The organism is Sandarakinorhabdus sp. DWP1-3-1 (assembly GCF_049896705.1).
Classification (GTDB): domain Bacteria; phylum Pseudomonadota; class Alphaproteobacteria; order Sphingomonadales; family Sphingomonadaceae; genus Sandarakinorhabdus.
In genome coordinates, this window is record NZ_JAFCUV010000001.1 from 263985 (window position 1) to 288225 (window position 24241).

The 24241-nt window shown below is 67.6% G+C and carries 27 protein-coding genes; 17 read left to right on the top strand and 10 right to left on the bottom strand.

The window, feature by feature from the left end; all coding sequences use genetic code 11:
- Window positions 1-40 precede the first annotated feature (40 nt).
- Window positions 41-1216, top strand: coding sequence for a PQQ-dependent sugar dehydrogenase (locus tag ACP7AI_RS01225; protein WP_426163183.1), 1176 nt, complete (start codon window positions 41-43; stop codon window positions 1214-1216).
- A 24-nt stretch (window positions 1217-1240) separates the two neighbouring features.
- Here ACP7AI_RS01225 and ACP7AI_RS01230 read toward each other — a convergent pair whose 3' ends face one another.
- On the bottom strand, window positions 1241-1621 hold the full coding sequence (locus ACP7AI_RS01230; protein WP_426163185.1) for a VOC family protein: 381 nt from the start codon (window positions 1619-1621) through the stop codon (window positions 1241-1243).
- Between the two features lie 202 nt (window positions 1622-1823).
- Between ACP7AI_RS01230 and rpsB the strand changes: the two genes are divergently transcribed.
- From rpsB to fabZ, 11 genes are all read left to right on the top strand, one after another.
- A complete protein-coding gene (rpsB, locus tag ACP7AI_RS01235; RefSeq protein ID WP_426163187.1) occupies window positions 1824-2660 on the top strand; it encodes a 30S ribosomal protein S2 in 837 nt (278 codons plus the stop codon).
- A gap of 164 nt (window positions 2661-2824) precedes the next feature.
- The gene (tsf, locus tag ACP7AI_RS01240) at window positions 2825-3751 is read left to right on the top strand and encodes a translation elongation factor Ts (protein ID WP_426163190.1); all 927 of its coding nucleotides are present in this window, start codon (window positions 2825-2827) and stop codon (window positions 3749-3751) included.
- Window positions 3752-3866: 115 nt separating this feature from the next.
- Window positions 3867-4601, top strand: coding sequence for a UMP kinase (gene pyrH, locus ACP7AI_RS01245; RefSeq protein WP_426163192.1), 735 nt, complete (start codon window positions 3867-3869; stop codon window positions 4599-4601).
- A complete protein-coding gene (gene frr / locus ACP7AI_RS01250; protein ID WP_426163195.1) occupies window positions 4594-5163 on the top strand; it encodes a ribosome recycling factor in 570 nt (189 codons plus the stop codon). Before pyrH ends, frr begins: the two co-directional genes overlap by 8 nt.
- Window positions 5164-5228: 65 nt before the next feature.
- Window positions 5229-5897, top strand: a complete 669-nt coding sequence (locus ACP7AI_RS01255; protein WP_426166526.1) for an isoprenyl transferase — start codon at window positions 5229-5231, stop codon at window positions 5895-5897.
- A 13-nt stretch (window positions 5898-5910) separates the two neighbouring features.
- Window positions 5911-6693 carry a phosphatidate cytidylyltransferase gene (locus ACP7AI_RS01260; RefSeq protein ID WP_426163197.1) on the top strand — a complete coding sequence of 261 codons (783 nt, stop codon included), beginning with the start codon at window positions 5911-5913 and terminating at the stop codon, window positions 6691-6693.
- Window positions 6690-7850, top strand: coding sequence for a 1-deoxy-D-xylulose-5-phosphate reductoisomerase (locus ACP7AI_RS01265; protein WP_426163199.1), 1161 nt, complete (start codon window positions 6690-6692; stop codon window positions 7848-7850). Before ACP7AI_RS01260 ends, ACP7AI_RS01265 begins: the two co-directional genes overlap by 4 nt.
- Window positions 7847-8989 carry an RIP metalloprotease RseP gene (rseP, locus tag ACP7AI_RS01270; protein ID WP_426163201.1) on the top strand — a complete coding sequence of 381 codons (1143 nt, stop codon included), beginning with the start codon at window positions 7847-7849 and terminating at the stop codon, window positions 8987-8989. The genes ACP7AI_RS01265 and rseP overlap by 4 nt, the downstream gene beginning before the upstream one ends.
- A gap of 122 nt (window positions 8990-9111) precedes the next feature.
- The gene (gene bamA, locus ACP7AI_RS01275; RefSeq protein WP_426163203.1) at window positions 9112-11637 is read left to right on the top strand and encodes an outer membrane protein assembly factor BamA; all 2526 of its coding nucleotides are present in this window, start codon (window positions 9112-9114) and stop codon (window positions 11635-11637) included.
- Window positions 11637-12218 (top strand): OmpH family outer membrane protein, encoded by a 582-nt coding sequence (locus tag ACP7AI_RS01280; RefSeq protein ID WP_426163205.1) that lies wholly within the window; start codon window positions 11637-11639, stop codon window positions 12216-12218. The genes bamA and ACP7AI_RS01280 overlap by 1 nt, the downstream gene beginning before the upstream one ends.
- 23 nt (window positions 12219-12241) lie before the next feature.
- Window positions 12242-12718, top strand: a complete 477-nt coding sequence (gene fabZ, locus ACP7AI_RS01285; RefSeq protein ID WP_426163207.1) for a 3-hydroxyacyl-ACP dehydratase FabZ — start codon at window positions 12242-12244, stop codon at window positions 12716-12718.
- A gap of 30 nt (window positions 12719-12748) precedes the next feature.
- Here fabZ and ACP7AI_RS01290 read toward each other — a convergent pair whose 3' ends face one another.
- From ACP7AI_RS01290 to ACP7AI_RS01305, 4 genes are all read right to left on the bottom strand, one after another.
- Window positions 12749-13612 carry a DMT family transporter gene (locus tag ACP7AI_RS01290; RefSeq protein WP_426163209.1) on the bottom strand — a complete coding sequence of 288 codons (864 nt, stop codon included), beginning with the start codon at window positions 13610-13612 and terminating at the stop codon, window positions 12749-12751.
- 58 nt (window positions 13613-13670) lie between these two features.
- Window positions 13671-14264 carry a hemerythrin domain-containing protein gene (locus ACP7AI_RS01295; RefSeq protein ID WP_426163211.1) on the bottom strand — a complete coding sequence of 198 codons (594 nt, stop codon included), beginning with the start codon at window positions 14262-14264 and terminating at the stop codon, window positions 13671-13673.
- A 70-nt stretch (window positions 14265-14334) separates the two neighbouring features.
- Window positions 14335-14844: a molybdenum cofactor guanylyltransferase gene (gene mobA / locus ACP7AI_RS01300; RefSeq protein WP_426163213.1), complete on the bottom strand. Its 510-nt coding sequence runs from the start codon at window positions 14842-14844 to the stop codon at window positions 14335-14337.
- A gap of 9 nt (window positions 14845-14853) precedes the next feature.
- On the bottom strand, window positions 14854-16017 hold the full coding sequence (locus ACP7AI_RS01305) for an isovaleryl-CoA dehydrogenase (protein WP_426163215.1): 1164 nt from the start codon (window positions 16015-16017) through the stop codon (window positions 14854-14856).
- A gap of 105 nt (window positions 16018-16122) precedes the next feature.
- Here ACP7AI_RS01305 and ACP7AI_RS01310 point away from each other — a divergent pair, with 105 nt between their 5' ends.
- Together ACP7AI_RS01310 and ACP7AI_RS01315 are read left to right on the top strand one after the other, a co-directional pair.
- Window positions 16123-16389 carry a helix-turn-helix transcriptional regulator gene (locus ACP7AI_RS01310; protein ID WP_426163217.1) on the top strand — a complete coding sequence of 89 codons (267 nt, stop codon included), beginning with the start codon at window positions 16123-16125 and terminating at the stop codon, window positions 16387-16389.
- Window positions 16389-16844 (top strand): hypothetical protein, encoded by a 456-nt coding sequence (locus ACP7AI_RS01315; protein WP_426163219.1) that lies wholly within the window; start codon window positions 16389-16391, stop codon window positions 16842-16844. The genes ACP7AI_RS01310 and ACP7AI_RS01315 overlap by 1 nt, the downstream gene beginning before the upstream one ends.
- Here ACP7AI_RS01315 and ACP7AI_RS01320 read toward each other — a convergent pair.
- Genes ACP7AI_RS01320 through ACP7AI_RS01330 form a run of 3 tightly spaced genes read right to left on the bottom strand, consistent with a single transcriptional unit; the run spans window position 16841 to window position 20066 of the window.
- Window positions 16841-18841 carry an acetyl/propionyl/methylcrotonyl-CoA carboxylase subunit alpha gene (locus ACP7AI_RS01320; protein ID WP_426163221.1) on the bottom strand — a complete coding sequence of 667 codons (2001 nt, stop codon included), beginning with the start codon at window positions 18839-18841 and terminating at the stop codon, window positions 16841-16843. The genes ACP7AI_RS01315 and ACP7AI_RS01320 overlap by 4 nt on opposite strands.
- Window positions 18838-19290 (bottom strand): nuclear transport factor 2 family protein, encoded by a 453-nt coding sequence (locus tag ACP7AI_RS01325; protein WP_426163223.1) that lies wholly within the window; start codon window positions 19288-19290, stop codon window positions 18838-18840. The genes ACP7AI_RS01320 and ACP7AI_RS01325 overlap by 4 nt, the downstream gene beginning before the upstream one ends.
- Entirely contained in the window at window positions 19287-20066 is a 780-nt protein-coding gene (locus ACP7AI_RS01330; RefSeq protein WP_426163225.1) for an enoyl-CoA hydratase-related protein, read from the bottom strand. Before ACP7AI_RS01330 ends, ACP7AI_RS01325 begins: the two co-directional genes overlap by 4 nt.
- Window positions 20067-20183: 117 nt before the next feature.
- Between ACP7AI_RS01330 and ACP7AI_RS01335 the strand changes: the two genes are divergently transcribed.
- A complete protein-coding gene (locus tag ACP7AI_RS01335; RefSeq protein WP_426163228.1) occupies window positions 20184-21035 on the top strand; it encodes a TIGR00730 family Rossman fold protein in 852 nt (283 codons plus the stop codon).
- A 152-nt stretch (window positions 21036-21187) separates the two neighbouring features.
- Here ACP7AI_RS01335 and ACP7AI_RS01340 read toward each other — a convergent pair whose 3' ends face one another.
- Window positions 21188-21832 carry a c-type cytochrome gene (locus tag ACP7AI_RS01340; RefSeq protein ID WP_426163231.1) on the bottom strand — a complete coding sequence of 215 codons (645 nt, stop codon included), beginning with the start codon at window positions 21830-21832 and terminating at the stop codon, window positions 21188-21190.
- A gap of 156 nt (window positions 21833-21988) precedes the next feature.
- Between ACP7AI_RS01340 and ACP7AI_RS01345 the strand changes: the two genes are divergently transcribed.
- The gene (locus ACP7AI_RS01345) at window positions 21989-22885 is read left to right on the top strand and encodes a prephenate dehydratase (protein ID WP_426163233.1); all 897 of its coding nucleotides are present in this window, start codon (window positions 21989-21991) and stop codon (window positions 22883-22885) included.
- Window positions 22886-23040: 155 nt separating this feature from the next.
- Entirely contained in the window at window positions 23041-23700 is a 660-nt protein-coding gene (locus ACP7AI_RS01350; protein WP_426166528.1) for a PEPxxWA-CTERM sorting domain-containing protein, read from the top strand.
- A gap of 3 nt (window positions 23701-23703) precedes the next feature.
- Here ACP7AI_RS01350 and rsmD read toward each other — a convergent pair whose 3' ends face one another.
- Window positions 23704-24240 (bottom strand): 16S rRNA (guanine(966)-N(2))-methyltransferase RsmD, encoded by a 537-nt coding sequence (gene rsmD / locus ACP7AI_RS01355; protein WP_426163236.1) that lies wholly within the window; start codon window positions 24238-24240, stop codon window positions 23704-23706.
- Window position 24241: the final 1 nt, after the last annotated feature.

Below are 24241 nucleotides of genomic sequence, written 5' to 3' on the forward strand. Positions count from 1 at the left end.
TTGAAGCGTTAACTCGCGGTAACATTGCAAAGGAGCTTACGTGCGCACCCTGTTTTTCGCCCTGCTGATCTCGACCTCCGCCTGCGCCGCGCCGGTGGCCCAGGGCGCGCCCAATGTTCCCGAATTCAAGCCGGCCTTTGCCGGCCAGACCCGCGCGACCACGGTGACGACCAAGACGGTGCCGGTGGTGACCGAGATCGCCACCGGGCTGAACAAGCCCTGGGGCCTGGCGTTCCTGCCCGACGGCCGCATGCTGGTCACCGAAAAGGCCGCCGGCACGATGGTGATCATCGGCAAGGACGGCAAGAAGTCCGCGGCGATCAGCGGCCTGCCGCCGGTGGTGGCGCAGGACCAGGTCGGCACGATGGGCGTCGCGGCTCCGGGCGATGGCCATGTCTACTGGACCTATGCCGAGCCGCGCGAGGGCGGCCTGGGCCTGGCCGTGGCGCGCGGCAAGCTGGGCGGCAGCGCCGCGGCGCCGGCGATGACCGATGTGCAGGTGCTGTTCCGCATGCAGCCGACGATCACCTCGACGAAGCATATCGGTGGCCGGCTGGCGTTCCCGGCCGACGGCACGATGTTCGTCACGATGGGCGAGCGGTCGGTGATGGAAGGCCGCGTGCAGGCGCAGAATCTCGACAGCCATTTCGGCAAGATCGTGCGGATCAACCGCGACGGCTCGCTGCCCAAGGACAATCCCTGGGCCGGCGAGGCGGGCGCGCAGCCGGGCATCTGGTCGAAGGGTCACCGGAACGTGCTGTCGGCGGCGCTCGATGGCCAGGGCCGGCTGTGGGAAGTCGAGATGGGCCCCAAGGGTGGCGATGAGTTGAACCTCGTCAAGCGCGGCGCCGATTATGGCTGGCCGACGATCACCTATGGCGAGGAATATTCGGGCGCGCCGATCGGCCAGGCGATCACCGCCAAGGCCGGGCTGGAGCAGCCGGTCTATTATTGGGATCCGGTGATCTCGCCGTCGGGGATGACGATCTATTCGGGGTCGCTGTTCCCGGAATGGCGCGGCGATGTCTTCATCGGTGGGCTGTCCTCGAAGGCGCTGGTGCGGCTGGTGCTGAAGAACGATCGCGTTGTCGGCGAGGAACGGTTGCTGACCGATCGTGCCGAGCGCATCCGCGACGTGGTGCAGGGGCCGGACGGGGCGCTGTACCTGCTGACCGATGACAGCAACGGGAAGCTGCTACGGGTGGCGCCGCGGTAAGGGCCGTCCCCGCAGGGAGGCGAGTCAGGCTTGCGCCAGGCTCAGCACATTGCCGTCGGGATCGCTGAACCACGCCACTTTCGCGATGCCGTCGGGCGCCGTCCAGATGCCGAGTTCGTCTTGGCCGAAGCCTTCGTAGATGGTGAAGTCGACGCCCTTGGCGCGCAGCGCGGTCGCGGCGGCGGCGATGTCGGCGACGTGCCAGCCCAGCGCCGGGTGCGGGCTGCCCTCCCAGCCGGCGATCTCCGTCACCCGCAACGTCGCCCCGCCGAGGTCGTAGACGGTGGCGAAATCGTCCTGCGGGCCCAGCGGCAGTGCCAGCGTGCCGGCGTAGAAGGCGCGCGAGCGCTCGGCATCGGCGGTCATGATGAAGGTAACGGGCCGGGCACCGGACAGTGACGTCATGGGGCGGTTCTCCGTTGCGGACCGCGCCATGCTATCACCGCGCTGCCGCACCGGCAACGACACGGCTTGACCCGAACGCCCCCCGCCGCTAATGGCCCGCCACCGGCAATCGTGCCGAAACCCCATGCAGGGGCAACCCATCCGGTGTCGAGGAAACTCGAACATCCCCTGCAGCGGACCAACCGGATAGAGGAGAAGACCTATGGCGGCACCCGTCGTCTCGATGGCGCAGCTTTTGGAAGCCGGCGCCCACTTCGGCCACCAGACCCACCGCTGGAATCCGAAGATGAAGCCCTACATCTTCGGTGATCGCAACGGCGTCCACATCATCGACCTGTCGCAGAGCGTGCCGCTGTTCGCCCGCGCGCTCGATTTCGTTCGCGGCACGGTCCAGGCCGGCGGCAAGGTGCTGTTCGTCGGCACCAAGCGCCAGGCGCAGGACCCGATCGCCGAAGCCGCGCGTCGCTGCGGCCAGCATTATGTCAACCATCGCTGGCTCGGCGGCATGCTGACCAACTGGAAGACGATTTCGGGCTCGATCAAGAAGTTCAAGACGCTCGAGGAGCAGCTTTCGGGTGACACCCAGGGCCTGACCAAGAAGGAAGTGCTGAAGCTGACCCGCGAGCGCGACAAGTTCGAGCTGTCGCTGGGCGGCATCCGCGACATGGGCGGGCTTCCGGACGTCATCTTCATCATCGACGTCAACAAGGAAGAGCTGGCGGTCAAGGAAGCCAATGTCCTCGGTATTCCGGTCGTCGCCATCCTCGACACCAACACCGATCCTTCGGGCATCGCGTTCCCGGTGCCGGGCAATGACGACGCCAGCCGCGCCATCCTGCTCTATGTCAACGCCATCGCCGACACGGTGATCGAGGCCCGCCAGGGCCGCGCCGCCGACCAGGGCATGGACCTTGGCGCGCAGGACGTCGCGCCCGTCGAGTTCGCGATCGCCGAGCCGGAAGCTGTTGTCGAAGCCGCACCGGTGACGACGATGGAAGCCGCCGTCGACGAGGCCGCTGCGGAATCGCCGGCCGCCTGAACTTGTCACCCCGGCGTAGGCCGGGGCCCATAAACCACGAACGTTGGCGCGTTCGTGCTCATGTTGCCGAGCCTGTGGGTTATGGGCCCCGGCCTGCGCCGGGGTGACGCGAATCAACGGCCGCTCGCCGGCCGCACAGACACGCAAGAAAAGGGACCCACGACATGGCCGATATCACCGCGAGCATGGTCAAGGACCTGCGCGACCGCACCGGCGCCGGCATGATGGATTGCAAGAAGGCGCTGAACGAGACCGCCGGCGACATGGAAGCCGCGGTCGACTGGCTGCGCACCAAGGGCCTCGCCGCCGCCGCCAAGAAGGCCGGTCGCACCGCGGCCGAGGGCCTGATCGGCGTCACTGTCGCCGGCAAGCGCGGCGCTGTCGTCGAAGTCAATTCGGAAACCGATTTCGTCGCCAAGAACGAGACCTTCCAGGGTTTCGTGCGCACCGTCACCGATATCGCCTCGCAGCTCGGCAGCGACGTCGCGACCCTGCTCGCCGCTTCGTATCCCGAAAGCGACGGCACCGTGCACGACAAGCTGACCCACAATGTCGCGACCATCGGCGAGCACCAGTCGCTGCGCCGCGCCGCGATCGTCGAAGTCAACGAAGGCGTCGTGACGTCCTATGTCCACAACGCCACCGCATCGGGCCTCGGCAAGATCGGCGTGCTCGTCGGTCTCGAATCGTCGGCGCCCGCCGATGTGCTGGAGCCGCTCGGCAAGCAGATCGCCATGCACATTGCCGCCGCCAATCCGCTGGCACTCGACGAGACCGGTCTCGACCAGACGCTGGTGGAGCGCGAGCGCGCCATCGCGCGTGAAAAGGCCGCGACCTCGGGCAAGCCTGCCGAGATCATCGAGAAGATGATCGAGGGCGGCGTGCGCAAATACGCCCAGGAAAATTCGTTGATGACGCAGGTTTTCGTCATCGACGGCAAGTCCAAGGTCGCCGATATCGTCGGCGCTGCAGCGAAAGCGGCGGGCACGCCGATCACGATCAGCAGCTTTGTCCGCCTGCAGCTCGGTGAAGGCATCGAGCGCGAGGAAAAGGATTTCGCCGCCGAAGTCGCAGCCGCGGCCGGCGTCTGAACCTTTGGCCGCCGCCGGGAGTCCGGCGGCGGCCAACTCGGCTTGGCACTGGCGCCCGGCGCCACTAGGGTGCCGCGCACGGCCTTTCCGGACCATCAGGAGTATCGACACCGCCATGCCACGGTCCGGCTTCAAGCGAATCCTTCTGAAACTGTCCGGCGAAGCGCTGATGGGGTCGGGCCAATATGGCATTGACCCGGCCGAGACGGCGCGCATCGCCGGCGAGGTCAAGTCCGCCCATGACGCCGGCTATGAGCTGTGCCTCGTCGTCGGCGGCGGCAACATCTTTCGCGGGCTGGCGGCGGCGGCCAAGGGCTTCGACCGTGGCAGCGCCGATTACATGGGCATGCTGGCGACGGTGATGAACGCGCTCGCCGTGCAGAATGCACTGGAAAATATCGGCATAGAGACACGGGTGCAATCGGCGATCCCGATGCCGTCTGTCTGCGAGCCGTATATCCGGCGCCGCGCCGAGCGGCACATCGAAAAGGGCCGGGTGGTGATCTTTGCCGCCGGCACCGGCAACCCGTTCTTCACCACCGACACCGGTGCCGCGCTGCGCGCCGCCGAGATGAATTGCGACGCGCTGTTCAAGGGCACCTCGGTCGATGGAGTCTACGACGCCGACCCCAAGCTGGTGCCGACGGCGAAACGCTATGAAACCTTGAGTTTTTCCAAGGTTCTGGCGGACAATCTGAAGGTCATGGATGCAAGTGCCGTGTCCATGTGCCGCGACAACGACATCCCGATCGTCGTCTTCAACATCCGCGAGGCCGGCACGCTGGCGGCGGTGCTGAACGGCGAGGGCACCTCCACCATCGTCACCAATGAGGACATGGCCAATGGCTGAATTCGAAGCAGGCCCGTTCAAGGCCGACCTGGAGCGCCGCACCACCGGCGCCATCGACGCGCTGAAGCATGATCTCGCCGGTCTCAGGACCGGCCGCGCCAACACCAGCCTGCTCGATCCGGTGACGGTCGAGGTCTATGGCTCGGCGATGCCGATCAGCCAGGTGGCGACGGTGACGGCGCCGGAGCCGCGGATGCTGAGCGTCCAGGTCTGGGACAAGTCGAACGTGACGCCGGTCGACAAGGCGATCCGCTCGGCGGGGCTGGGCCTCAACCCCATCGTCGATGGCCAGACTTTGCGCCTGCCGATCCCCGACATGACCGAGGAACGCCGCAAGGAAATGGCCAAGCTCGCCTCGACCTATGCCGAAAAGGCCAAGATCGCCGCGCGCAACGTGCGACGCGATGGCATGGAAGTGCTGAAAGCTGCTGAAAAGAAAGGCAAGATCAGCCAGGACGAGCAGAAGAAGTTCGAGGCCGAGGTGCAGAAGATCACCGACAAGGCGATGCTCGATATCGATGCCGCGGCCACCGCCAAGGAAAAGGAAATCCTCGGCAAGTGACCTTGGCCGTCGCCTCTCCGCGCGGCGGTGGCGAGGCGCATGTCCTGCGCCACCTCGCCATCATCATGGACGGCAACGGCCGCTGGGCCAAGGCGCGGCGGTTGCCGCGCGTCGCCGGCCATCGCGCCGGGGTGGAGGCGGTGCGCCGCGTCGTCGAGGCGGCACCCGATCTGGGCATCGAGGTGCTGACGCTCTACGCCTTTTCGTCCGAGAACTGGAAGCGGCCGGCCGACGAGGTGTCGGACCTGATGGGGCTGCTCAACCATTACATCCGGTCGGAAGTGAAGGACCTGCACAAGAATGGCGTGCGGCTCGATTTCATCGGCGATTGGAAGGCCTTGAAGCCCGATCTTGTGAAATTGCTCGAAGATGCGCGAACGCTGACCGCAGGCAACGAGAAGCTGGTGCTGATCATGGCGCTGAATTATGGCGGCCAGGACGAGATGGTGCGCGCGGCGCGGGCGCTGGCCGCCGAAGCCGTGGCGGGCACCCTCGACCCGGCAGCGATCACCATCGACACGCTGGCCGACCGCCTCGACACCGCCGGGCTGCCGCCCCCCGACCTGGTGCTGCGAACCTCGGGCGAGATGCGGCTGTCGAACTTCCTGCTCTGGCAATCGGCCTATGCCGAATTCGTCGCCACCGACACGCTGTGGCCCGATTTCGATCGTGCCGCGCTGGCCGGGGCCGTGGCCGAATTCGCCACCCGCGAGCGGCGTTTTGGCGGGCGCTAGCGCGAAGCCACTGATGCTGCGGGTCGCGACCGGCCTGGTGCTGGTCGCGGTGGCATTGGCGGCGGTGTGGCTGGGCGGCATGGCGTTCACGGCGCTGGTGTCGGCAGCGACGCTGGTCATGTTTATGGAATGGGCGGTGATGCACCGGCTGCACAGGAGCGTGCGGCTGGGCGGTCTGGCGTTGCTCGCCGGCACCATCCTCGTCATGGCGCTGGAGCCGGTCGGCGAGGCGGTGCTGCTGCTCGCCGGCGGTGCCGCGGCGCTGGGCATCTTCGCGCGCGGGCTCACGCGTGGCAGCGGCACGACGGCGGCGTTGGGGGTGCTTTATGCCGGGCTGCCGGCAATCGCGATGATCTGGCTGCGCGGGCTGCCGCTCGGGCTGGTGGTGACGATCTATGTCATGGTCTGCGTCTGGGCTGCCGATATCCTTGCCTATTTCACCGGCCGGTCGCTGGGCGGGCCCAAGCTGGCGCCGGCGATCAGCCCCAACAAGACCTGGTCGGGTGCCATCGGCGGCATCGTCGGCGCGATGGTCGTCGCCGGCGGGCTGGCGGCCTGGTATCTGGCGCAGCGCGGCGGCATCATGGCGGGGACGTTCGTGGGGCTGGCCGGCGGGCTGGCGGTATTGTCGGTGCTCGGCGACCTGTTCGAAAGCTGGCTGAAGCGCCGTGCCGGGGTGAAGGATTCGGGGACATTGCTGCCGGGGCATGGCGGCGTCATGGATCGGCTCGACGGGCTGGTGCCGGTGGCGGTGGCGGCGGCGGCGGTGTTCTGGGCGACAGGCTGGGCCGGATGACACGGACATTGACGATATTGGGCGCGACCGGTTCGGTCGGCAGCCAGGCGCTCGACCTCGTCGCGCGCAATCCCGGGCGCTGGCAGGTCGAGGCGTTGACCGCCAACAGCGATGTCGCCGGGCTGGCGGCGGCGGCGCGGGCGTCGGGCGCAAGGTTCGCCGCGATCGGTGATGCGGCGCTGCATGGCGCGTTGCAGGCGGCGCTGTCCGGCAGCGGCATCGAGACGGGCGCAGGCCCGGCGGCCCTGTGCGAAGCGGCGCAGCGGCCGGGGGATATCGTGCTGACGGCGATCGTCGGCGCGGCCGGGCTGGGGCCGACGATGGCGGCGGTCAACCGCGGCGCGACGATCGCCATCGCCAACAAGGAGACGCTGGTCTGCGCCGGGCCGGTGGTCACGGCGGCGGCAAAGGCCTCGGGCGCCGTTCTGCTGCCCGTCGACAGCGAGCATAATGCCGTGTTCCAGGTCTTCGACCATGACCGCCCCGACCGGGTGGCGAAGATCATCCTGACCTGCAGCGGCGGGCCGTTCCGCACCCGCAGCCGCGCCGAGCTGGCAGAGGTGACGGTCAAGGACGCCTGCAACCATCCGGTGTGGTCGATGGGCGCCAAGATCTCGATCGATTCGGCGACGCTGATGAACAAGGGGCTGGAACTGATCGAGGCGCATCACCTGTTCCCGGTCGGGCTCGATCGGCTCGATGTCATCATCCACCCGCAATCGGTGGTGCATTCGATGGTCGAATATGTCGACGGGTCGGTGCTGGCGCAGCTTGGCAGCCCCGACATGCGCATCCCCATCGCCTATGCGATGGCCTGGCCCGACCGCATCGCGACGCCGGCCACACGCCTCGACCTGGCGCAGATCGCCAACCTGTCGTTCGAGGCGCCCGACCTGGCGCGCTTTCCCTGCCTGCAACTGGCCTGGGATGCGATGCGCGCCGAGGGCTCGGCGCCATGCATTCTCAACGCCGCCAACGAGGTCGCGGTGGCGGCGTTCATCGCGGGGCAAGTCGGCTTCCTCGATATCGACACAATCGTGGCCGAAACACTCGCCCGGGTAGCGTCCGGGCCGGTGGGGTCGATCGAAGAAGTCGTCGAGATCGACCGCGCGGCACGGGCGGAGGCGACAGTCCAGGTGGAGATGCGTACACGATGACCGAACTGCTGCCCCAGCCGAGCCTGATCTTCACGCTCGCCAGCTATGTGCTGATGGTGGCGGTGCTGGTCGTGGTCCACGAGGGCGGCCACTATCTGGCGGGCCGGCTGTTCAACACGAAAATCGATGCCTTTGCCGTCGGTTTCGGGCGCGAGCTGTTCGGTTTCAACGATTCCCGCGGCACCCGCTGGAAGATCAACGCCATCCCGCTCGGGGGTTACGTAAAATTCACCGGCGACATGAACGAGGCGAGCCAGCCCAGCCCGGAGATCATGGCGCTGCCGGTGCATGAACGCGAGGGCCTGTTCGTGTTCAAGCCGCTGTGGCAGCGGGCGATCATCGTCGCCGCCGGCCCGGCGATCAACTTCCTGTTCGCCATCCTGATCCTTGCCGGCTTCTACATCGCGCTCGGCCATCCGTTTACCCCGCCGGTGGTTTCGCAGGTGATGCCGGGCAGCGCCGCGGCCGCGGCCGGCATCGTCAAGGGCGACCGCATCACCAGCATCGACGGGCAGTCGGTCGATCGCTTCGAGGATGTCGTCAACCAGGTGATGACCGGCACCGGCAAGCCGCTGCTGGTGGCCATCGATCGCGGTGGTACGCCGCTGGCGCTGACGGTGACGCCGCGCATGGTCGAGATGACCGACCGGTTCGGCAATGTGACGAAGATCGGCCGGCTCGGCATCGCCCGCTCGGCACAGGTCGTCGAAAAGGTCGGGCCGTTCCGCGCGCTGGCCTATGGCGTGTCGGACACCTGGGACATCGTCGGCAGCATCGCCCGCACCATCCGCCAGGTGGTGATGGGCGAACGCCAGCTGTCCGATCTCGGCGGGCCGATCAAGACCGGGCAGGTGACGGGCCAGCAGGCATCGCTGGGGGTGCTCGCCTTCATCGCCTTCATGGCGTTCTTCTCGATCAACCTCGGCTTCATCAATCTCATCCCCATCCCCATGCTGGACGGCGGGCATCTGTTGCTTTACGCGATCGAAGCCGTCAGGCGGCAGCCGATCGGCGCGAAGGTCCAGGAATGGGCTTTCATGTCGGGGTTCGCCGCACTGATGTCGCTCATGGTGGTGCTGACCTGGAATGATCTTGCCTCGGTCGGGTTCTGGGACCGGCTGGCAGGGTGGCTGGGTTGAGCAGCGTGTTTCGAAAATTGGACGTTTGTGGTGGCAGCAAGGACGGTTGCAGCGTGAATCATTGCCCGGCAGGGGCCCGTCGCGGCGTATCGCACGCCGCGTCTGCGCTGCTCATTTCCACGATGCTGGCGACGCCGGCGCTGGCCCAGCCGCGGCCGCAGCCGACGGCGCCGCCGGCGCCGCCGTCGGCCGAGGCCGAGACGCGTGCCGCCGAGGCGGCGCAGCAGCAGGCGCTGCCGGCGACGCCGGCCAATGCCGGTGTCGTGCGCGCCGTCGTCATTCGCGGTACCGAGCGGCTGGAGCCGGAGACCGTCCGGTCGTATCTCAACCTCAACATCGGCGATCGCTATGACCGTGATCGCACCGACCAGGCGCTGAAGGCGCTGTTTGCGTCCGAACTGTTCGCCGACGCGACGATCCGCGACGACAATGGCGCGCTGACGGTCGAGGTGAAGGAAAATCCGGTGATCAACCGGATCATCATCGAAGGTGCCAAGCGCATCAAGGAAGACAAGGTCCGCGAGGAAATCCGCCTGGCGCCGCGCCAGATCTTCACCCGGTCCAAGGCGCGCGCCGACGTCGGCCGCATCCTGGAGCTGTATCGCCGCTCGGGCCGTTTTGCCGCCTCGGTGGAACCCAAGATCGTCCAGCTCGAACAGAACCGCGTCGACGTGGTGTTCGAGATGAACGAGGGGCCGAAGTCCAAGGTCCGCCAGATCAACATCCTCGGCAACAACAAGTTCGACGAGGGCAAGATCCGCGGCGCCATGGCCACCCGCCAGTCGCGCGCCTGGAAATTCTTTGCGTCGAACGACACCTATGATCCCGACCGCCTGGCCTATGACCAGCAGAAGCTGCGCCAGTTCTACCTGACCAACGGCTATGCCGATTTCCGCGTGGTGTCGTCGGTCGCCGAGCTGACGCCCGACGGCAAGGATTTCATCGTCACCTATGTGCTCGACGAGGGTGAGCGCTACAAGTTCGGCAAGGTCGAGCTGGAATCGCAGATCCGCGACATCAAGCCCAAGGAATTCCGGCCGCTGATCCGCATCCAGACCGGCGACTGGTACGATGCCCAGAAGATCGAGAATACCGTCGAGGGCCTGACCGAGACCGCCGGCCTGCTCGGCTATGCCTTTGCCGATGTGCGGCCGCAGTTCGATCGCGACAAGGAAAAGCGCGAAATGAACATCACCTTCCAGATCGGGGAGGCGCCGCGCGTCTATGTCGAGCGCGTGCAGGTGAACGGCAACACCGTCACCATCGATCCGGTCATCCGCCGCGAATTCCGGCTGGCCGAGGGTGACGCCTTCAACAGCATCAAGGTCAAGCGTTCGCGCGACCGCCTGCTCGGCCTCGGCTATTTCCAGGACAAGCTGGAGATCGAGCAGAAGCCCGGGTCGTCGCCCGACAAGGTCATCCTCGAAGCCAATGTGCAGGAAAAGCCGACCGGCGAACTGCAGGTCTCGGCGGGCTTTTCCAGCCTTGAACGCTTCATCCTGTCGCTGTCGATCCGCCAACGCAACTTCCGCGGCCGTGGCCAGGAACTGCGCGCTTCGGCGAATATCTCGAGCTTTTCCAAGTCGATCGAGGCCGGCTTTACCGAGCCCTATCTGTTCGGCAAGAACCTGGCGCTCGGCTTCGACGTGTTCCGCCGCGATTTCCGGTCGTTCAACCAGATCGGCACGACCCGCAACACGACGTACAACCAGACGTCGACCGGCTTCCAGGTCCGCACCGGCTTCCCGATCACCGAGTTCTGGGCGGCCTCGTTCCGCTATGGCCTGTCGTTCGAGGATGTCAGCCTCGATGAAGCGGTGTTCTTCACCAACGGCGTCTGCGACCCGCTGAAGGCCGGCCGCTATCTGTGCGATGCGCTCGGCAACCGTACCGTGTCGTCGATCGGCTATTCGCTCATCTACAACACCGTCAACAATCCGCGGCGGCCGTCGGCGGGCCAGCGCTTCTCGCTCAGCCAGGACCTGGCCGGTATCCCGACCGGGGTGAAATACCTGCGCACGCGCCTGAACTACGACTGGTACCATGCGCTGTTCGGCTCGGGCTTCGTGCTCAACCTGGGCGGCGAGGGCGGCGCCATCTTCGGCTATGGCGGCAGCGACGTGTTGCTGACCGATCGCTTCTTCCTCGGCCAGCCGCAGATGCGCGGCTTCAACATCCGCGGCGTCGGCCCGCGCGTGCTGCGCCAGCCGTTCAATGCCGACGGCACGTTGATCACCGACCGCGACAACGTCCAGGACGACGCGCTCGGTGGCAAGGCCTATTACCTGGCGCGGGCGGAGATCCAGATCCCGCTGGGCGCCAGCGGTGCCGAACTGGGGCTGCGGCCGTCGATCTTTGCCGACATGGGTGCGGTGTGGAACGTCCGGCGACCGATCCTGTCGTGCCAGAACGGCCCGACGCTGGTGGTCGGCCCGAACTGCGTCGCCGCCGGCACCAACCCCCAGTTCGCCAACGGCTTCCAGGAAGTCTTCCTTGGCGATTCGCCCAGCCCGCGCCTCGCGGTCGGGGTCGGCGTGTCGTGGAACTCGCCGTTCGGTCCGTTCCGCTTCGACCTTGCCAAGGCCTTGCTGAAGCAGGAAGGCGATTTCACCCAAACATTCCAATTCAACGTAGGGACTCAATTCTGATGAAGACGCTTCTTGTTGCTCTGGCGCTCGGCACCGCCGCCGTTATCGCTCCCATCGCTGCCCCGGTTGCCGCGCAGACGCTGCCGCCGGCGGTGATCATCATCGTCGACATGGACCAGGTGTTCCAGACCTCGGCCGCCGGCAAGATCGCCCAGGGCGAGCTGAAGACCCGCCTCGACGGCATTCAGGCCCGCGTCCAGTCGCTGCGCACCTCGTTCGGTACGGAAGAGCAGACGCTCGGCCAGACCCGCCCGACCGCGCCGGGCGCCGCCGCCACCGCGTGGGAAGCCAAGGTCAAGGATTTCACCACCCGCAAGCAGCAGGCCGAAGCCGAGCTGACCAAGCGGAACGAGGATTTCCAGGCCAGCCGCCAGTATGTGCTGAAGCAGATCAATGACGGCGCCCAGCCGATCATCACCGCGATCATGAAGGAGCGCGGCGCCAGCATCGCGCTCGCCGAAGGCGCGACGTTGCAGCACAGCGCCTCGGTCGACGTGACCAACGACGTCGTCGCGCGCCTCGACAAGTCGCTGCCGCGCGTGTCGTCGACGGCCCCTGCGGCGCCTGCCGCGCCCCGGTGACGGACGCGGAAGGCACAGCTGCGGTGACGGACGGCGAAGGCGCGGTGACCAAGGTCGCCGACGCCGACATCCTCGCCGTCATGGCGCTGCTGCCGCATCGTTTCCCGATGCTGCTCGTCGACCGGGTCGTGGACATCGTCCCCGGCCGGTCGGCGACCGGCATCAAGGCGGTGACGATCAACGAGCCGTTCTTTGCCGGGCATTTCCCGGGCCGGCCAATCATGCCCGGCGTGCTGATCGTGGAGGCGCTGGCGCAGACCGCCGGCGTGCTCGCGCTGACGACGCTGGGCGATGCGGGCAAGGGAAAGCTCGTCTATTTCATGGCGATCGAGAACGCCAAGTTCCGCAGCCCGGTCGAACCCGGCTGCATCATGGCGCTGAAGGTCGAGTTCGCGCAGAACCGCGGGCGGATCAGCAAGTTCACCGGCCGCGCCGAAGTCGGCGGCAAGCTGGTCGCGGAAGCGAGTTTCACCGCGATGATCGCCGACCCGCCGGCCTGATGCCCTCCATTCCGGCGGGGGAGAAGGTTTTCAGCTTGCGGTGGCTGCAGTGCGCTCCGGTCGCGATGCCCAGACGCAGGCGGCAAGGATGATCGCGGCGCCGGTCCAGACCTGCGAACGCACAGGTTCCTGGAAGAACAGCCAGCCGAACAGCGCGGCCCAGGGCAGGGCGCTGAACTCCACCACGGCAAGGGCCTGCGCCTCCAGCCGGGCATAGGCCTTGGCGATCAGCTGGACGCCGATGTTGCCGACGAGGCCGAGGCCGATGAACCACAGGATCGCCGACAGGTCGGGTGCCGGCGCGCCGATGGCGACGGGGCTGAGCAGCAGCATCGGCACCGCGGCGCCCATCAACGTGACGACCGTCGAGCCGTCGGCGGCAGCGCGCGCCCGCAGCAGCACAGACGACGCGGCATAGGCGACGGCGGCGTACAGTACGGCGGCAAGGCCGAGCAGCCGGTCGCCGCTGAAGCTCGGCGCGCCCTGCGCGGTGACGAGGACGCCGATGAAGCCAAGCGCGCCGGCGGCGACATAACGCGGCTGCATGCGTTCGCCGAGCATCAGGCTGGCGAACACCGGCACCAGTAGCGGCGCGATGAACGACAAGGTGATGCTTTCGGCGAGCGGCAGCCGCGTCAGGCTCCAGTAGAAAGTCAGCGCCATCGTCGCCAGCAGCACGCCGCGCAACAGATGGACGGGCAGCATGGCGCGGGTCAGCGCCGGCCGGCCCTGGGCCTGCCAGACAGCGAGCGCGATGATGGTGCCGGTGACATAGCGGCCAAGCGTGACGACGGGCACCGAATGGTCCGCCGTCAGATACTTGACCATCGCATCCATCACGCACAACGCGCCGACGCCGGCGGCATATTGCGTAAAGGCGACGGGACGGCTCACCGGCCGGGGATAGCGGGGCGCGAACGGCGCCGCCACCCCCGGCGATGTGATGGGCCGATCAGGCGACCTTATAGCCTTCGCGGTTCATGCGGCCGGTCAGCAGCTTCGACTGTTCGGCGTCGAGGCTGGCCTGCAGGCGCGGGAAGATGTCGTCTTCCTCCTCGCGAACATGTTCTTCGAACGCCGCGCGGGCGTCGGCGAGGCGGACGAGGAAGCCCGTCTGCTGGCGCTTGCCGATCATCTCGAGATCGAACAGCGCCTGCTTCAGCTCGCCATGCTCGGCGTGGAGCTCGTCGGCGTCCTCGGTCTGGCCATGCTCGCGCAGCACGCAATAGACGACATATTCCTCCTGGACATTGTGCTTGCCGATGGCGTGCTGCAGCTGGAACAGCAGCGTGGCGCGCTTGGCCTTGTCGTCGTCGCTGGTCTCGGCGAGCTTTTCGAACAGCGTGCGGGCCATCTTGTGCTCTGCCTTCAGGCCTTCGAACCAGTCGCCGGCGGCGGCGGTGACGGCCTGGACGGCGGCCTTGCGGCCGGCGGCGGCGAGCAGGCCGAGGCCGAAGCCGGCGGCGCCGGCGACAAGGGCGGAGGTGCCGTTGCCGCTGTTGTCGGTCTGTCCGTTACGGTAGGGTTTGTAAGTGGTTGTGGTCATTGGTGCGACTCCGTGGGGGGCGGGAGTGCCATCAATGTCCGCAACAGCGCCGTGGTTCCGCCGGAAGCGATCAGAGTGCGCGGAGGTCGGCGGGGGTGTTGATATTGGGCAGCGGCCCCAGGTCGACGACACGGGCGTTGCAATGGGCGGCCCAGCCGTGGAGCGAGCGGCCGCCGCCAGCGAGATGGGCGTCGAGGGCGGCGGCGAGGGTGGACGGCCACAGGCCGACGGTCGGCTGGCCGAGGACGTGCGCGGGGCCGGGGGCGAGGGCCGCGCCGAGGTCGGCGGGCAGGCGGGGCAGGTCGCAGCCGGCGGCGAGCACCGCGTCATGGCCGGTGGCGGCGGCGTGGTGGAGCGCGGCGCAGAGGCCGCCGAGCGGGCCGAGGCCGGGGGCGGGGCGGTCGTGGATATGGGGTTGGCGGGGCCAGTCGCGGCCGATGACGACGACGGTGTCGGCCTGGGCCGCCAGCGCGGCGATGACATGGTCGATGAGGGGGCGGCCGTCGAACGGGGCGAGGGCCTTGTCGCTGCCGAAGCGTGACGACCGTCCGCCGGCGAGGACCGCGCCGAGGATTTTCATTGCATCACGTCACGCCGTCTCGTCGAACAGTTCGCGGCCGATCAGGTAGCGGCGGATTTCGCTGGTGCCGGCGCCGATCTCGTAGAGCTTGGCATCGCGGAGCAGGCGGCCGGTCGGGTAGTCGTTGATATAGCCGTTGCCGCCGAGGCACTGGATCGCTTCCAGCGCCATCCAGGTCGCCTTTTCGGCGGAATAGAGGATGCAGCCGGCCGAATCCTTGCGGGTGGTTTCGCCGCGGTCGCAGGCTTCGGCGACGGCATAGGTATAGGCGCGGGCGGTCGATTGCGCGACATACATGTCGGCGAGCTTGGCCTGCATGATCTGGAAGGTGCCGATCGACTGGCCGAACTGCCTCCTGTCATGGACATAGGGCACGACGACATCCATGCACGCCGCCATGATGCCGAGCGGACCGCCCGACAGCACGACGCGCTCGTAATCGAGGCCCGACATCAGCACCTTGGCGCCCATGCCGACGCCGCCCAGGACGTTTTCGGCCGGCACCTCGCAATCCTCGAAGACCAGCTCGCAGGTGTTGGAGCCGCGCATGCCGAGCTTGTCGAGCTTTTGCGCCGTCGAAAAGCCCGTCATGCCGCGCTCGATCAGGAAGGCGGTGATGCCGCGCGGGCCCGCTTCGGGGTCCGTCTTGCCATAGACGACGAGCGTGTTGGCGTCGGGGCCGTTGGTGATCCAGAACTTGTTGCCGTTGAGCAGATAGGCATCGTTGCCCTTGCGTTCGGCGCGCAACTTCATCGAGATGACGTCGCTGCCGCTGCCGGGCTCGGACATGGCGAGGCTGCCGATATGCTCGCCGCTGATCAGCTTGGGCAGGTAGCGGGCCTTTTGCTCGGCCGTGCCCCAGCGGGCGATCTGGTTGATGCAGAGGTTGGAATGGGCGCCGAAGGACAGGCCGACGCTCGCCGAGGCGCGGCTGATTTCCTCGATGGCGATGACATGGGCGAGATAGCCGAGGCCGGCGCCGCCATCGTCTTCCTTCACCGTGATGCCGTGCAGGCCGAGGTCGCCGAGCTTTTTCCACAAATCCATCGGGAACTGGTTGCTGGCGTCGATCTCCGCCGCGCGCGGCGCGATCTCGGCGGCGGCAAAGGCAGCGACGCTGTCGCGCAGCATTTCGATGGTTTCGCCATGGTTGAAACGGAGCTGGGACAGCATCGGGCGCGCCTGTGTTGGGAAGGTTGCCCCGTTCCTAGGCGGGTTGCCGGGGCCGGGGAAGAGGGCTTGACCAAAGGTCGCATTGTGTTTAAGCAACGATACAACATGAACGGCAATGATAATCCGCTGTTGCATAATCGCCTGGCGTTGTTCCGGGCCGAGGCGGGGCTGTCACGCAAGGACCTTGCCGACCAGGTCGGGGTCAATCCGCAGACCATCGGCTTTCTGGAGCGCGGCAGCTATGGCCCCAGCCTCGAACTGGGGCTCAAGCTGGCAGCAGTGTTCGGCGTGCCGGTCGAGATGCTGTTTTCGCTGACGCCTTTTCAATCGCTTGCCAGCCAGCTGGCGCCGTCATCCCGAGGAGAGATGTGATGGAAACCGCCTATCGACCCGTGCTGCGCCTGAAGCTGCGGACGGCGCGTCGGCTGTCCATCGCGGCGCTGGCCGCGCTAGGCATCGGTTATCTCGGCAGCGCCGTCCTTGCCGATCCGCCGCGCTGGCTGTTCGTGGCGCTCGGTCTGCTGAAAATCTTCGGGCTGGTCGGCGCCATCGCACTGTTCATCGACAGCACCGGCCAGCATGCCAATGCCCCCGACCGACTGCTCGACGAGCGCCAGCGCCATGAACGTGATCGCGCCTATGTGCTCAGCTATCAGGTCATCGTCGTCAGCATGTTCGCGGCGTTTCTCTACACCATCCCGGCGCAGGCGCTGGGCTGGTGGCTGCCGCAGATCGCGCCGGCAATCGACCTGCTGTCGGCCTTCGCCATCACCAGCCTGGCGCTGCCGGGGATCATCCTCGCCTGGCGCGGCGTGGAGAGCGATTAGGCCCCGATCTCCACCAGCAACATGCCATCGGCGACCTGGTCGCCGGTGGCGATGTGGACGGCGCTGACCGTGCCGGCGGCGAGGGCAACGATGCGGTGTTCCATCTTCATCGCTTCCAGCACGAGCAGCCGGTCGCCGGCGGCGACGGCCTGGCCGGGCGCGACATCGACGGCGAGGACGCGGCCCGGCATCGGTGCGCTGATGCGGCCGTCGCTGGCGCCGGCGACATGGCCCTTTTTCGGGGCGCGGGTGGCGAGGCGATAGCTCTGGCCGGCGAGGCGGACTTCCACGCCGGCGGCACCGCCGACGACGATGCCCGACAGCGACTTGCCGCCGGCATCGACATGGATGGCGTTGCCGCGCCGCGTCGCGCCGAATTCGGCGAAGCTGTCGATGCCGGCGATGCGCCAGCGGCCGTTGGCGGGGCGCAGCGTCAAGGCGTGGAGATGCGCGCCGTTCCACAGCCGGATGCTGCGTTCCTCGGGCAGGTTGAGCCGGAAGCCGCTGCGCGCGAATACCGGTGCCTGCGGGTCGGGCGCGGCATCGGGCAGGGCGACGGCCAGCGCCGCCAGCAGCAGCGCCGCATCGGGAACGATGGCGGCGGGCGAGAGGCTGCCGGCGTGGCGGGCGATGAAGCCGGTATCGACCTCCCCGGCGCGGAACGCCGGATGGTCGGCGAGACGGGCGAGAAAGGCGCGGTTGGATTTCAACCCCTCGACGATGGTGCCGTCGAGCGCGCCGACCAGCCGGTCGATGGCGGTGGCGCGATCGGGGCCCCAGGCGATGACCTTGGCGATCATCGGATCATAGTCGAGGCCGATGGCGCTGCCGGTTTCGACGCCGGTGTCGATGCGGACGCCCCCGGCGGCGGCGCCGCCGAAACTCGAAAATGGCCCAGAACCGAATTCCAGTCGCGACAGCGTGCCGGTCGACGGCAGGAAGCCGCCCTCCGCATCCTCGGCATAGAGCCGGGCTTCCATCGCATGGCCGGTGACCGTCAGCGATTCCTGGTTGGCCGGCAGCATCTCGCCGCGGGCGACGCGCAGCTGCCATTCGACCAGATCCTGCCCGGTGATGCATTCGGTGACCGGGTGCTCGACCTGCAGCCGGGTGTTCATCTCCATGAAGTAGAAGGCGGGGTCGCCCTCGGCATCGACATTGTCGAGATCGAGGATGAATTCGACGGTGCCGGCGCCTTCATAGGCGATGGCGGTGGCGGCGGTGACCGCAGCGATGCCGAGAATGTGGCGCAGGCGATCGCTGAGGCCGGGGGCGGGGGCCTCTTCGATCACCTTCTGGTGGCGGCGCTGCAGCGAGCAGTCGCGTTCGAACAGGTGGACGACATTGCCGTGGCGGTCGGCAAAGACCTGGACCTCGACATGGCGCGGGCGCTGGATCAGCTTTTCGAGCATGACGCTGGCATTGCCGAAACTGGTCTGGCCCTCGCGCTGCGCCGCCATCAGCGCATCCTGGAATTCGGCGGCGTCGTGGACGGCGCGCATGCCCTTGCCGCCGCCGCCGGCGACTGCCTTGATCAGCAGCGGGAAGCCGACGCCATCGGCCGCGCGCTGCAGGCGGACCAGCGACTGGTCGTTGCCCTGGTAGCCGGGGGTGATCGGCACGCCGGCCTTTTTCATCGCGGCCTTGGCGCTGTCCTTCAAGGCCATGACGCGCATTGCCGCCTCGGGCGGGCCGACGAAGACCAGCCCGGCCTTGCGCACCGCCTTGGCGAAATCGGCGTTTTCGGACAGGAAGCCATAGCCCGGGTGGATGGCATCGGCGCCGGTGCGCTTGGCGGCGGCGATGATCCGGTCGCTGTCGAGATAGGGCCGCGTGTCGGCGGCACCGAGCGCGACCGATTGCCCGGCCTCGCGGACATAGGGGCTGGCGGCGTCGGCGTCGGAATAGACGGCGACGGTCGCGATGTTCATCGCGTGCGCGGTGCGGATGATGCGCCGGGCGATTTCGCCGCGATTGGCGATGAGGAGTTTTTTCATTTCGGGCAGCCCTTGGGTTCGGCGGTCCAGGTCAGGCTGGAAATGCGCCAGGCGCCGTCCTGCTTGACGAGGCCGAAGCTGTCGATGCCGCAGTGCAGCCGCTTGCCGTCGACATCGAGCGTATAGTCGGCCCAGACATGGGCGAGGTCGCGCTGGACCAGCACCTTGGTCGTCGTGCGGCGCTCGTCGATCTTGGGGCCGGTGGCGGCCAGGCGCTCGGCCATCCGGGCGACGGTGTAGGTGCGCGTCGCCAGCGCGTCGGTGTCGGCATCATAGCCTTGCGCGACGATGATCGCAGCCGGCAGCATGACCTTTTGAAACAGCGCCGCGTCATTGCTGCTGACGGCGACGAGCGCCTGGTCGACGACCGCGAGCACCTCGGTCTCGGGGCTGGCCATGGCGGCGCTGGCGCCGAGCAGCAGGGCAGTGGCAAGGGCGATGCGGATCATGCGGTCCATCCTGGCTGGCGTTTGTCGAAAAAGGCGGCAAGGCCCTCGCGGCCCTCGGCGCTGGCGCGCCGCGCGGCGATGCGGGCAGCGGTAAGGCCGCGCAGGTCGTCGTCGATGGGCCGGCCGGCGACATCGCGGACGAGTTGCTTGGCATCGGCGATCGCACCGGGGGCGGCCCTGGCAATGTGTGCCAGCCAGCCGGCGATGACGGTGTCGGCGGCGTCGGCGTCGGCGGCGGTTTCATGGACCAGCCCTATGCGCTGCGCCTCGGCGGCGCCAAAGGCCTCGGCGGTCAGGAACCAGCGTCGCGCCTGGCCGGCGCCGATCTTGCCGATAACGAACGGCGAGATGGTGGCGGGGGTCAGGCCCAGCCGCACTTCCGACAGGCGAAATTGCGTGCCGTCGATGGCGACCGCCATGTCGGCACAGGCGACCAGCCCGACGCCGCCGCCGGCGACGGCGCCATGGACGCGGGCAATGACGGGTTTCGGGCAGGTGTCGATGGCGTGCAGCATGTCGGACAGCCGCATCGCGTCGGCCCGGTTCTCCGCCTCGGTCCAGCTGCCGGCGCGGCGCATCCAGGCGATGTCGGCGCCGGCGCAGAACGACTTGCCGTTGCCGGCGAGGACGATGGCGCGCACCGCCGGGTCGACGCCGAGCGACGTGAACGCGGCTGCCAGTGCGGCGATCAGCGCCTCGTCAAAGGCATTGTGGCGATCCGGGCGATCGAGCGTGACCCGCGCGACGCCGCCCGGATCGATGGTGGTGACCAGCATCGGTGATCCTGTATTCTGCCGCCTTGCGGATAGGGCCTAATCGCCGAAAGGCAAGGACCGCGTTTCGGGCAGGGGGTGACAAGAGCGGTCGGCGCGATTACTTGCCGCCGTCCCATGATGAACCCGCCCCCGATCCCCGCCCGCATCTTCCCCACCGCCCGTGAGGAAGCCCGCACCGCCAGCACGCCGACGAGCGCGCCGCAGACCGAGCATCCCGCCTATGCGCTGGCGTTCCAGGACAATGATTTCCTGCTGCGCGAAGATCTGCGGCCGGTGCGGTTCCAGCTCGAGCTGTTGAAGGCCGAACTGGCGCTGGGCGAGGCGGGCATCGATTCGACCTTCGTCTTCTATGGCTCGGCACGCATCCCGGCGCCGGAGGAGGCGCAGGGCGTGCTCGACAAGGCGAAGACGCCGGAGGAGACGGCGATCGCCGAGCGGCTGGTCGCCAAGGCGCATTACTACAATGTCGCGCGTGAACTGGCACGGCTGGTCTCGCTCCATGAACAGGACGGCAAGCGCTGCTTCACCGTGTGTTCGGGCGGCGGTCCGTCGATCATGGAGGCCGCCAACCGCGGCGCCTTCGATGCCGAAGCGCCGTCGGTGGGGCTCAACATCGTGCTGCCGTTCGAACAGGTGCCCAACCCCTATGTGACCCCGGGGCTGAGCTTCCAGTTCCACTATTTCGCGCTGCGGAAAATGCATTTCCTGATGCGCGCCAAGGCGGTGGCGGTGTTCCCGGGCGGTTTCGGCACGTTCGACGAGCTGTTCGAGTTGCTGACGCTGGTGCAGACCGGCAAGGTCGCGCCGCTGCCGATCCTGCTTTATGGCCGCGAATTCTGGAGCCGGGTGGTCGATTTCGATGCGCTGGCCGATGAGGGCGTGATCGCGCGGAGTGATCTGGAGCTGTTCCACATCGTCGAGACCGCCGAGGAGGGCTGGGCGATCGTGAAGGCGCATTTCGGGATGTGAGGGGCGGGGGCGGTCAGCAACGCTGTCGCCATAACGCTGTCACCCCGGCGAAGGCCGGAGCCCATACACCACACGCTTCGGCGCGAGCAACGCCCGTGTGGCGACTTTTGCGGTCTATGAGTCCCGGCCTTCGTCGGGGTGACGGGCAGGAATTACTGTGCGGGTGCCGCTGCCGGTGCCGTCGCATCCGCCGCCGGCGCTGCTGCATCGGCCGCCGGCGCTGCCGCTTCGGTTGGCGCTGCAGCAGTTTCCGCAGGTGCGGCGGGCACCGGCTGCGGGGCGTCACTCTTGGAGTTTAGGTACAGCAGCAGCGCGGCGCGATCCTCGGGCTTGGCGATGCCGGCAAAGGCCATCTTGGTGCCGGGCGCATAACCCTTGGGGTTGGCGAGCCAGGCGCTGAGCTCGTCCCAGCTCCAGGGCTTGCCCTTCATGGCCGTCAGCGCTTCGGAATAGGCGAAGCCGGCGACATGGGCGTGGGTGTTGCCGACGATGCCGTAAAGGTTGGGCCCGATGCCGTTGGCACCGCCCTTTTCGGCGTTGTGGCAGGCACCGCACTTCTTGAACACCGCCTCGCCCTTGTCCGGGCTGGCGCTGGCGAGGTAAAAGGCGATCGGCTTTTCAGCGACGGCGGGTGCGGCATCGGCGGACACTTCCGCGACGACGCCTTCGACGACATAGGACGGCTTTTCCGGCTTTTCCGGCAGGAACATCTCGTGGCTGACGATCGACACGCCGAGCACGGCGATCACGGCGGCGAGACCCCAGCCGGCATATTTGTTGAATTCGTAACTGTCCACGTCGTGGCTCCCGAACGGCGGCAGGTTGCCGGCGCACCGACGACCCTCAGATAAGCGTTGAATGCCGGGCTGCTATAGCAGGCAGGGCAGCGGAGCAAGGGATTGCGTGTCGCGGCGGCAATTGCGCAGGCCCGCGGTAACACCTAAGCGGCTGGCATGAGCAGTTACCCGCCCCGCGCCGAAACGATCGTTGCCACCATGACGGCACGCGCCGACGCCGATCCGCGCGCCGCCGTGGCCTTCCAGGGGGCGCCCGGCGCCTATTCGCACCAGGCGGTGCGCGAACTGTTTCCCGACGCGCCGGCGCTGCCCTGCGCCTCGTTCGAGGATGCGATTGAGGCGGTGCAGACCGGCCGTGCCGGGCGCGCGGTGATCCCGATCGAGAATTCGCTGCACGGCCGTGTCGCCGACATGCATTTCCTGCTGCCCGAATCCGGGCTGACGATCGTTGCCGAACATTTCGTCAGGGTCCGCCATTGCCTGATGGGGACAGGGGCGGTGGGCGATCTCCGCCAGGTGCTCAGCCATCCGCAGGCGCTCGGCCAGACCCGGCTGCGGATGCGGGCGATGGGGATCGAGCAGGTCAATTACTTCGATACCGCGGCGGCCGCGGCGCAGGTCGCGGGCGACGGCGACCCCGCGGTCGGCGCGATCGCGTCGCGGCTGGCTGCGGAGCTGTACGGGCTGACGGTGTTCGCCGAAGGTGTCGAGGATGCCGAGCACAACACGACCCGCTTTGTCGTGCTGCAGACCGACGCCGTGCCGCTGCCGGCGCCGGACGTGCTGGCGATGACCAGCCTGAATTTCGAAGTCCGCAACGTGCCGGCGGCGCTGTTCAAGTCGCTGGGCGGCTTTGCCACCAATGGCATCAACATCACCAAGCTGGAGAGCTATATCCGCGACGGGTCGTTCGCGGCGGCGGAATTCTATGCGGAGATCGTCGGCTCACCCGACCAGCCAGCGGTCCAGCTGGCGCTGGAGGAGCTGCAGTTTCACACCAAATGGGTGAGGGTTATCGGGACCTACCCATGCGTGCGGGAACGAACCGCCTAGCCGCGCCAACCAGGCGGCACCTCTTTCGAGTTACGTCGCCTGCGTCATGGCTTCGCCGCCGGACCGCGGTATTCTGCATTCCACTGTTGATCGACGGCAAAGCGAGGCCTGGCAAGCGATCGACTTTCCAGCGGGAGGAACGGTCCGTGAAGCCGATGCATCTTGTCCTGGGCCTGGCCCTGTTCGGCACGACGGCGGCAGCCGAGGCCGCGGTCCTCGCCAGTCTCGACCGGGCGACCTTCCAGGCGGCGATCGCCGGCGTGACGACGCTGGGCGTGCAGGATTTCGACAGCCTTGTCGCGGGCTCCGAGCTGACCAGCGACGGCGCGGTCCAGTATGGCGCATCGACAGGCACGCCGCTGGTGACCAGCACGTTCCTGACCAGCACCGGCGCCAACGGCCTCGGCCGGACCGGGGTCGGGTTCTTCCTGGCGGCCGATACCGCATCGTTCACCTTCGGCTCTGCGATCACGGCGTTCGCCATCGACATCAACACCTTTGCCCCGGACAACGGCGCCTATAGCGTGACGTTGAACACCGGCGACACGTCGCTGAGCATCTTCGAAACGTTCCCCGGCCGCGGCACCGGCCAGTTCATCGGCTTTGTGTCGACGCTGCCCTTCACCACGGTGACGTTGCAGGCCAACAGCGGCTTTGCCTATACGCTCGACACGCTGATCTATGGCGCCGCCAGCGAGGTCGTCGGCGGCGTGCCGGAGCCGGCAAGCTGGACAATGCTCATTCTCGGCTTCACCGGCGTTGGCGCCGTCCTGCGCCGGCGGCGCGCCTCTGCTGCGGCGCTGCAAACCGGTTGAGAATTACCCCGGCGCGCGCAGCAGGTGCAGCCGGGCCTTGCCGTGGTCGCGCACGACCAGCACCTCATAGTCGGTGGCAAGCACGTCCTTCTTGCCCGTTTCCACCGAGATGATCGCATGCGGCGCCACCCAGCCGCGCTCCGACAGGCGTTGCAATGCAAGGTCGCCCAGGCCGGAGCCATAGGGTGGATCGAGCATGATCAGGTCGCACGGCGCCGGCGCCTGGCCGAGCGTCTGCATCGGTGCGGGGATGACATCGGCATTGGATTTCATGCCGGCGATATTGGTGCGCAGCGCCTTGACCGCGGCGGCGTCGCTTTCGACGAAGGTGCAGTGCGCGGCGCCGCGCGACAGCGCCTCCAGGCCGAGCGCGCCGGTGCCGGCGAAGCCGTCGAACACGCGCAAGCCCTCGAAGCTGCCCAGCCGGCTGGTCAGCATCGAGAACAGCGCCTCGCGGACGCGGTCGGCGGTCGGGCGGGTCGAATCGCCCGGCGGAGCGATCAGCGCGCGGCCGCGCCAGTGGCCGGAAATGATGCGCATC